Raw genomic sequence first — 7,832 nt, forward strand, 5'->3', positions numbered from 1 at the left:
GACAGCGCCAGCCAGCCGTTGTTGAAGCCATGTGCTTCGGCATCGCGTTTCGGCTGGAACTGGCAAGCCCGAGTGGGCGGACGGATCCGCCGATCGTTCACCACACGACTCGGGTAGCTGCTCATGTTGAAAAAGACTCCGCTTTCGGCGACTTTACTGGCGGTCGCCGTCGCTCCGCTTGCTGCGCCACTCTATGCTCAGACGGTTGTAGCTCCTGTCAATCCTGCTTCCGATGCTGCGGCCGACAGCCCGACGTTGCCGCCTGTGCGTGTATCGGCCCAGGCCAGCGGCCCTGATTTTCAACCCGAAACGTCGAGCGTCGGCGCGAAAGTGCCCACTGCGCTGCGCGACATTCCCCAGGCGGTTGTTGTCGTGCCCAAAGCGGTCATGCAATCTCAGGCGGCCACATCGTTCACGGAGGCTTTGCGCAACGTTCCAGGCATTACGATTGGCGCAGCCGAGGGCGGCCAGATCGGCAACAACATCAATCTGCGCGGCTTCACGGCACGCACCGATCTTTATCTGGATGGCTTTCGCGATCGAGGGCAGTACTACCGAGATACGTTCAACCTCGAATCGATCGACGTGCTCTACGGTCCCTCGTCGCTATTCTTCGGGCGTGGCTCCACCGGGGGCGTGATCAATCAAGTCAGCAAGGAACCTACGCTCAAAGAGCGCGCCGATGTTTCAGCGATGGTGGGCACGAACGACCGCTATCGCACCACCGTGGACGTCAATCAGCCGATCTCCGAGACGGCCGCAATCCGTTTGAACGCATTCGGCCAGAGCATCGGCTCCACGCGCGACATCATGAAGAGCAAGGATTACGGCGTTGCGCCGGAAGTGAAATTCGGTATTGGCACACCGACCGAGATTACGCTGTCGGCGCTCATTCAGCACAACCGTGACCAGCCCGACTATGGTGTACCCGCAGTCAATGGCCACCCTGCTCCGGTGGGACGTTCAACGTTCTATGGCTTTACTGACGACCGCACCATTCAGGACGTGCAGACGTTGTCCGCGCGCCTCGAACATCGCTTTAGCGACAACCTTCGCTTGCGCAGCGAAACGCAGTTCAGCCACTACGGCACCGACGCACGCGCGACCAACGCGGCAGCTGTGCTCACCGGCCCCTCTGCAAATGCGCAGGCGCTGTCGAACGGCAATTACACGTCGTTGCCGTTATCGCAACTCTACGTCAAGCTGCAGGGCAAAGACCGTGTCATCGACGATCATTCGATCTACAACCAGACCGACGTCGATTGGAAGTTCGGCACGGGGCCGCTCAAACATGAGGTGATTGCTGGCGTTGATCTGAGTCACGAGACGTATAGCAACCAGAGCTACCTCTCGACCACGCCGGGGCTACCGTCAAACACGCTCGGTATCGTGCCGCTGCTCGATCCGGTCTACACAACGCGGCCTGCGAACGTTCAATCCGTGGCAGGCAACCACGCCGAATCGGCGGCAAATGGTGTGGGTGTTTATTTCAACGATACGGTTTCGATCGGGCAGCATTGGAAAGTCGTGGGGGGCGCACGTTGGGATCGCTTTGAAGCATCCATCAGCAATTCGCTTAACGCACCGTCCTATGCGGCCCAAACGAATTTCTTCACGAGCGTGCGTGGCGGCATTGTGTGGCAACCGACTGATTGGCAGTCGTACTACGTGTCATACGGCACGTCTTTCAACCCTTCGCTCGAAGCACTGACACTCACTAACACGACGCAGAATCTGGCGCCCGAGCACAACCGCTCATATGAGGTGGGTGCGAAGCACGATCTTCTGGGCGGTGACCTTTCGGTTACGCAATCGCTCTTCAACATCGAAAAGACCAACGCGCGCTCGCAGACCTCGACGGGCGACTACGTGCTAGATGGCGATGTACGTGTGCGCGGCTACCAACTCGGAGTGGCCGGACATCTCACCCGCGCATGGCAGATATTCGGCGGCTACACGTACATGGATGGCCAAATCCTTAAGGCATTCGACGGCACGACGGGCAATGTGTTGGCCAACACGCCGCGCCACACGCTTACGCTATGGACGACATACGCCTTGACGCCACACTGGGAAATCGGAGGTGGCCCGGTGTTCATGTCGTCGCGATATGCGGCCAACAACAATTTCGTAGAAGTGGGCGGCTACACGCGCTGGGATGCGATGGCCGCCTATCGGACAAAACACTATGACGTGCAGCTCAACGTCTGGAATCTGACCAACAAGATGTATTACGACGCGCTCATTCCGTCCGATGGCGGACGAGCGGTACCCGGCGTCGGACGTACGTTTCTTGCCACGATCAACTATCGATTCTTCTAATGCAGCGCGGACTACGCCATCATGATTCTCTCTATCCCCGACGTATTGAGCCCTGCTGCCGCCGCCGCCATGCGCGAGCGTCTGGAAGCCGCCGATTCATGGGTTGACGGCCGGGCGACTGCCGGCTACCAAGGGGCGCCGGTCAAGCGCAACCAGCAGATTGGTGAAGGCTCGCCGATTGCGAGCGAGTTGGGAGACGCGATTCTCGCAGCGCTCGAACGGCATCCTCTTTTCATTAGCGCCGTTTTGCCGAACCGCGTGTATCCGCCGCTTTTCAATCGATACGAAGGAGGGATGGCGTTCGGCAGTCACGTGGATGGTGCCATTCGCATCGTCAGCGGTCATGGCGCGCGCGTGAGGACGGATGTCTCGGTGACAGTGTTTTTGACACCGCCTGCCGATTATGAGGGCGGCGAGCTCGTCATCGAGGATACGTTCGGCGTACACGAAGTCAAGTTGCCCGCTGGGCATGCGATCGTGTATCCGGCTACCAGCCTGCATCAGGTGCGCGCCGTAACGCGCGGGGCGCGCATATCGAGCTTTTTCTGGGTCCAAAGCTTGGTACGCGATGACGCGCAACGCGCGCTGCTATTCGATCTCGATAACGCGATTCAGCGGCTCAATGCTTCGAACGCCGACGAAACCGCACGTCGTGCGTTGGTTGGCTCGTATCACAATCTGCTCCGGATGTGGTCGGAGACTTGATGGAAGACGCAGGACACAGCAGCGTATAGAAATGTCGGGCCGGTGTGCACGTTTCATGGCCGTTTTTCCGGAATGAGCTGCAGCCGGTGCACTGAGGGACCCGGTAGCAGCGGGCTCGCATCGCCGTGCACCCAGTGATCGTGCCCGGCCAGGAAATACGGCGATGCCGGGTTGCCCGATTGTCCTCCGGGCATCGTCAAGATCGCTTGCGCTTCGTGTCCCGCCGAGACCACCATGCGCTCCGAGGCGCCGAATGAAGGTGCCTGTACACGCGGCATATGTTTGTCCCCAGGCAGCGGTTCATTCGGGGCAGAGAGCAGCGAATCGAGCAGCGGGACATGCGCAGCCATGGTATGTGCGAACGGGTGGGCGATTGCGGCTCGATTGTGCTCGCCCCAACGAGCCGCTTGCAAAGGCATGCCGTCTTGCGTGAGCGCACCGATGGCCCGGTCGATGCGCTCGAGGATAAACGCGTGCCAATCGATGAAGCCCGGCGGCACCCATGCGTGGCAGCGCGTGAGCGTCTCCATGACGGCAAGCGAGCGGGACGTCGCCACGCGATAACCGAGCCCGGGATGCACTTGCGCCAATTCGGCATCGAGCTTGCCGAACCAGGCGTCGTAGAGCGCCGTGTAGAACGCGCGTAGCAACGTGTAGCCTACGGCGTCGACATCCGCTCGGCCATTCCATTGTTCGACGAGGCGCCTATATTGCGCGCGTTGTGGGCGCGCTTCGATCGCCGCATCATCGAGTGCATCGAGCGCAAGGCGCCGCCACGGTTCGATCCATAGCGCGCGGTCGTCCGTCTGCAGTGCGAGCATGTCGCGCTCGCTCATCCGCTCATGCGCAAGCAACGTATCGCGAATTTGCGTGGCGCGGGCGCCGACGTCGCTACCGCTATCGCCGATCTTCATTTGTTCAGCACCGATGAGCTGCCGATTGTTGGCTGCCCACAGTCGCCCGCTCGTCGGGTCGATCATGCGTGGGTGCTCCGCTGGGCTCAGAAAGCCGTCCCAGCCGGGGTAGACATCGCTACGAACAGGAAGATCCGGCATCGTTGCCAAGTCAGTTTGCGGGCGCCTCGGCAGTGGGCCGGCAATGGTCCAGCCGATATGGCCTTGGTTGTCGACGACGATAAGGTTTTGTGACGGAATGCCACTCTCGGCACCCATGGTGAGCGCGCCAGGCACGTCGTCGGCATCGGCTAGTTTTTCCAACCCGAAGTCAACCGCACCTGCCTCATGAGCGATCCAATGAACGGCGTAGCGATGGGCGCCAACCGTGATCAGCGGCCCCCATGGCGAATCGGCGACGTCCATTTCGATGGGCGCCGCGCCGCGCACAGCGATCGACTCTCGATGCACGGATGCGTGCGTCCAGTGCCCATCAGGCATGCGAAAACGCGACGGATCGCGCGGGTCGACTTCGAGTTCGACGAGGTCGATGAAATTCCCGTAACTGTTCGTGAAGACCCAAGCGATGCGTCCATTGCTGCCGGCGACTATGGCAGGGGTGCCGGGCAGACTCACGCCCGTAACGCGGTGTGACACCGAGCCTAACCTGTCGCGCATGTCCACGCTCACGCGATACCAGATGTTCGGCAGCGACAACCCGAGGTGCATGTCGCTCGCAAGTATGGCGTGCCCGTCTGCGCCGTGCATCGCGTCGACAGCCCAGCCGTTGCTGCCGACCATGGCAGCGGTTTCAGATCCAGCGTCGCGGTTCAACGCGGCGGGAGCCAACGGTGTCGCCCTAAGCCAATCCGGAGTGGGCGGGGGCAGCGCGCAGTTGACAGAGTGCGGCGGGCTGGACGTGGCCGATGGCGGTTGATCGAGTGGCGCGTCCCAATGGCTCGCCGCCGGAGCGAGAAACGCGAAGAGCGGCATCGAGACACGCTCATGCAATGCAGCGCGAGCGAGCGTGCGTTGCAGTTCCTGGTACTGCAGATCGAAATACATCGCATAGACCACGAGCAGCGAATCTTCGACGCTCCAACGCTCGGGCCGGCTTCGCAGTAACCAGTATTCGAACGGGCGGCTTTGCAGCGAGGCGAGCCCGTCGTTGACGCCCGCTGCATAGCGCTCGAGCAAATGACGCGACGTGCTGTCGAGCGCGGCGGCGGCCAGTTGGGCTCGCGCGCGGAAGCGATGCAGCCGGTGTCGGCGATCCGTATCGATTGCGGAAGGGCCTACCAGCGCAGCCAATTCGCCAGCGGCCACGCGGCGCAACAGATCCATCTGAAAAAAGCGATCTTGCGCATGCGCGAAGCCCATCGCGTAGGCGAGATCGGTAGGGGTTCTCCCTACGAGGGTCGGCACACCCAGCGCGTCACGCTCGATGACGACCTGCGCATCAAGTCCGGAGACGACGCGTGTGCCGTCGAGTGGCGGTAAGCTCGCACGCACGAGGGCGTAGCCACCGAACGTGATCGATAACAGCACGGCGACGCAAAGCGCGACCGCGCGCGTCATGCGGTGCGGCGCCTTTGCTTCCTTTGAGGTCGTTTGCGAGGCGGCTATCTGTCGGTCATGGATGGACATCGTCGTTCAACGTACCGTCTGCAACGAGTGCCATTATGTATCGTTGCCATGGCACGCTAGGGTGCCAAATTGCGCGCTGAACGCACGGTTCCAACTCACCGCCCGCCTTGCGACTTGCGGGTGACGGGAGAGCAAGACTTACGGTGGTGCGGACAAGCATCCGGGTTTATACGTATTCCTGATGCTGGAGTGATCCTTGCTGTGGCGTGGGTGCAGGAGTATTTTTTATCGTGTCGCCCCTACATTACCCATAGGCTGGGCGCCCGCGCCAGCAACTGCTCACAAGGCATGCTGATGAACGTTGCCGCGCGCGGTTCGTCTGCAAGGAGATGCCATGAACAGGCTCGCGTCCATGCTACTTTGGGCTGCGGTTGTCGCCGTCGGCGCATTTTCATTCGTGACACTCGCGCTCAGCCGCGGTGAAAGCGTCAGCGCTGTCTGGCTTGTCACCGCAGCCCTGATGGTCTACTTCATCGCCTATCGTTTCTACAGCAAATTCATTGCTGATCGCGTATTGCGACTCGACGACAGGCGACAGACACCGGCCGAGCGTCACAACGACGGCATGGATTACGTGCCGACGAACCGGTGGGTGCTGTTCGGGCATCACTTCGCCGCGATAGCCGGAGCAGGGCCTTTGGTCGGCCCAGTACTGGCGGCGCAGATGGGTTACTTGCCCGGCACGCTCTGGATACTCGCGGGCGTGGTCGTCGCGGGTGCCGTGCAAGACTTTATCGTGCTGTTTGCGTCAGTGCGCCGCGACGGCAAATCGCTCGGCGAGATGATCAAGATCGAACTCGGTCCCGTGCCGGGCTCGCTGGCACTCATCGGCGTGCTAGCGATCATGATCATTATTCTTGCGGTGCTGAGCCTCGTGGTGGTCAAAGCGCTGACGGCGAGTCCATGGGGGCTTTTCACTATCGCGGCGACGATCCCCATCGCCTTGTTGATGGGCATCTATATGCGTGTTCTGAGACCGGGGCATGTGGGTGAAGCATCGTTGTTCGGCGTTGTGCTGTTGATTGCTGCACTGATCCTCGGCAGGACCGTTGCTGACAGTGCGACTTGGGGGCCGGCGTTCACGCTGACTGGGCCGCAACTGGCCTGGGCGCTCATCCTGTACGGCGCCGTGGCCTCGAGTCTGCCCGTATGGCTGATGCTCGCGCCACGCGACTACCTGAGCACGTTCCTGAAGATCGGCACGATAGTCTTGCTAGCGATCGGCATTTATTTCGTTGCGCCGTCGCTAGAAATGCCGCGCACCACGCGTTTTATCGACGGCAGCGGACCGGTGTTTTCGGGGCAGTTGTTCCCATTCCTTTTCATCACCATCGCCTGTGGTGCAGTATCGGGCTTCCATGCGCTCATATCGTCGGGCACAACACCTAAGATGATCGAGCGCGAGTCGCATATGCGCCTCATCGGCTTTGGAGGGATGCTCGCTGAATCGTTCGTTGCCATCATGGCGTTGACTGCCGCCTGCGTGCTGCATCCCGGCATTTATTTCGCCATGAATGCGCCCGCCGCTGTTATTGGCACTACGGCTGCACACGCCGCGCAGGTCATCTCCGAATGGGGATTTACGATCACGCCGGAAACGATCACTCAGACAGCGGCGAATATCGGAGAGCACAGCATCTTGTCGCGGGCCGGCGGCGCACCGACGCTTGCGGTCGGCATGGCGCAGATACTCTCGCAGGCGCTTGGCGGGACTACGATGCAGGCCTTCTGGTATCACTTCGCGATCCTGTTCGAGGCGCTTTTCATCCTGACGGCCGTGGATGCCGGCACACGCGTTGGGCGCTTCATGATTCAGGACATGCTGGGGCACGTATACCGTCCCCTTGGCGATACCCAGCTTTTGCCGGCGAACTTGTTTGGCACAGGGCTTTGTGTCGCGGCGTGGGGGTATTTCCTCTATCAGGGCGTAGTCGACCCGCTCGGTGGCATCAACACGTTGTGGCAACTCTTCGGCGTTGGCAATCAGATGCTGGCCGGCATCGCGTTGTTGTTGTGTACCAGCGTGCTGATGAAAATGAAGCGGGAACGCTATGTCTGGGTGACACTCGTGCCAACTGCGTGGCTTCTGGTCACAACACTGACGGCCGGAGTTCAGAAGATCTTCAGCAGCGATCCCCGTGTAGGCTTCCTTTCGCTCGCGAACAAATTCAGCGATGCGGCCGCGCAAGGCGTCGCTCTGGCGCCGGCGAAGTCAATCGGGGAAATGCAACGAGTCGCGTTCAACAACTATCTCGATGCGGTGGT

At 60.8% G+C, this 7,832-nt stretch carries 4 protein-coding genes; 3 read left to right on the top strand and 1 reads right to left on the bottom strand.

The genetic code is table 11. The features are described 5' to 3' along the window. Positions 1–123 precede the first annotated feature (123 nt). Both VL598_RS05645 and VL598_RS05650 read left to right on the top strand, forming a co-directional pair. Entirely contained in the window at positions 124–2,322 is a 2,199-nt protein-coding gene (locus VL598_RS05645; RefSeq protein WP_325325714.1) for a TonB-dependent siderophore receptor, read from the top strand. 21 nt (positions 2,323–2,343) lie between these two features. Beyond that, positions 2,344–3,027, top strand: coding sequence for a Fe2+-dependent dioxygenase (locus VL598_RS05650; protein WP_325325715.1), 684 nt, complete (start codon positions 2,344–2,346; stop codon positions 3,025–3,027). A 53-nt stretch (positions 3,028–3,080) separates the two neighbouring features. Here the strand turns inward: VL598_RS05650 and VL598_RS05655 are convergent, their stop codons facing one another. Further along, positions 3,081–5,498: a penicillin acylase family protein gene (locus VL598_RS05655; protein WP_325325716.1), complete on the bottom strand. Its 2,418-nt coding sequence runs from the start codon at positions 5,496–5,498 to the stop codon at positions 3,081–3,083. 403 nt (positions 5,499–5,901) lie between these two features. Between VL598_RS05655 and VL598_RS05660 the strand changes: the two genes are divergently transcribed. Beyond that, positions 5,902–7,832 (top strand): carbon starvation CstA family protein (locus VL598_RS05660; RefSeq protein ID WP_325325717.1); only part of this gene is annotated, 1,931 nt, incomplete at its 3' end.

It is taken from the genome of Trinickia sp., from assembly GCF_035492435.1.
GTDB lineage: Bacteria > Pseudomonadota > Gammaproteobacteria > Burkholderiales > Burkholderiaceae > Trinickia.

Bases quoted from the DNA above. Each gene is read 5' to 3' on its own strand.
- VL598_RS05645 (WP_325325714.1), top strand. From the start codon at position 124: ATGTTGAAAAAGACTCCGCTTTCGGCGACTTTACTGGCGGTCGCCGTC.
- VL598_RS05650 (WP_325325715.1), top strand. From the start codon at position 2,344: ATGATTCTCTCTATCCCCGACGTATTGAGCCCTGCTGCCGCCGCCGCC.
- VL598_RS05655 (WP_325325716.1), bottom strand. From the start codon at position 5,498: ATGACGCGCGCGGTCGCGCTTTGCGTCGCCGTGCTGTTATCGATCACG.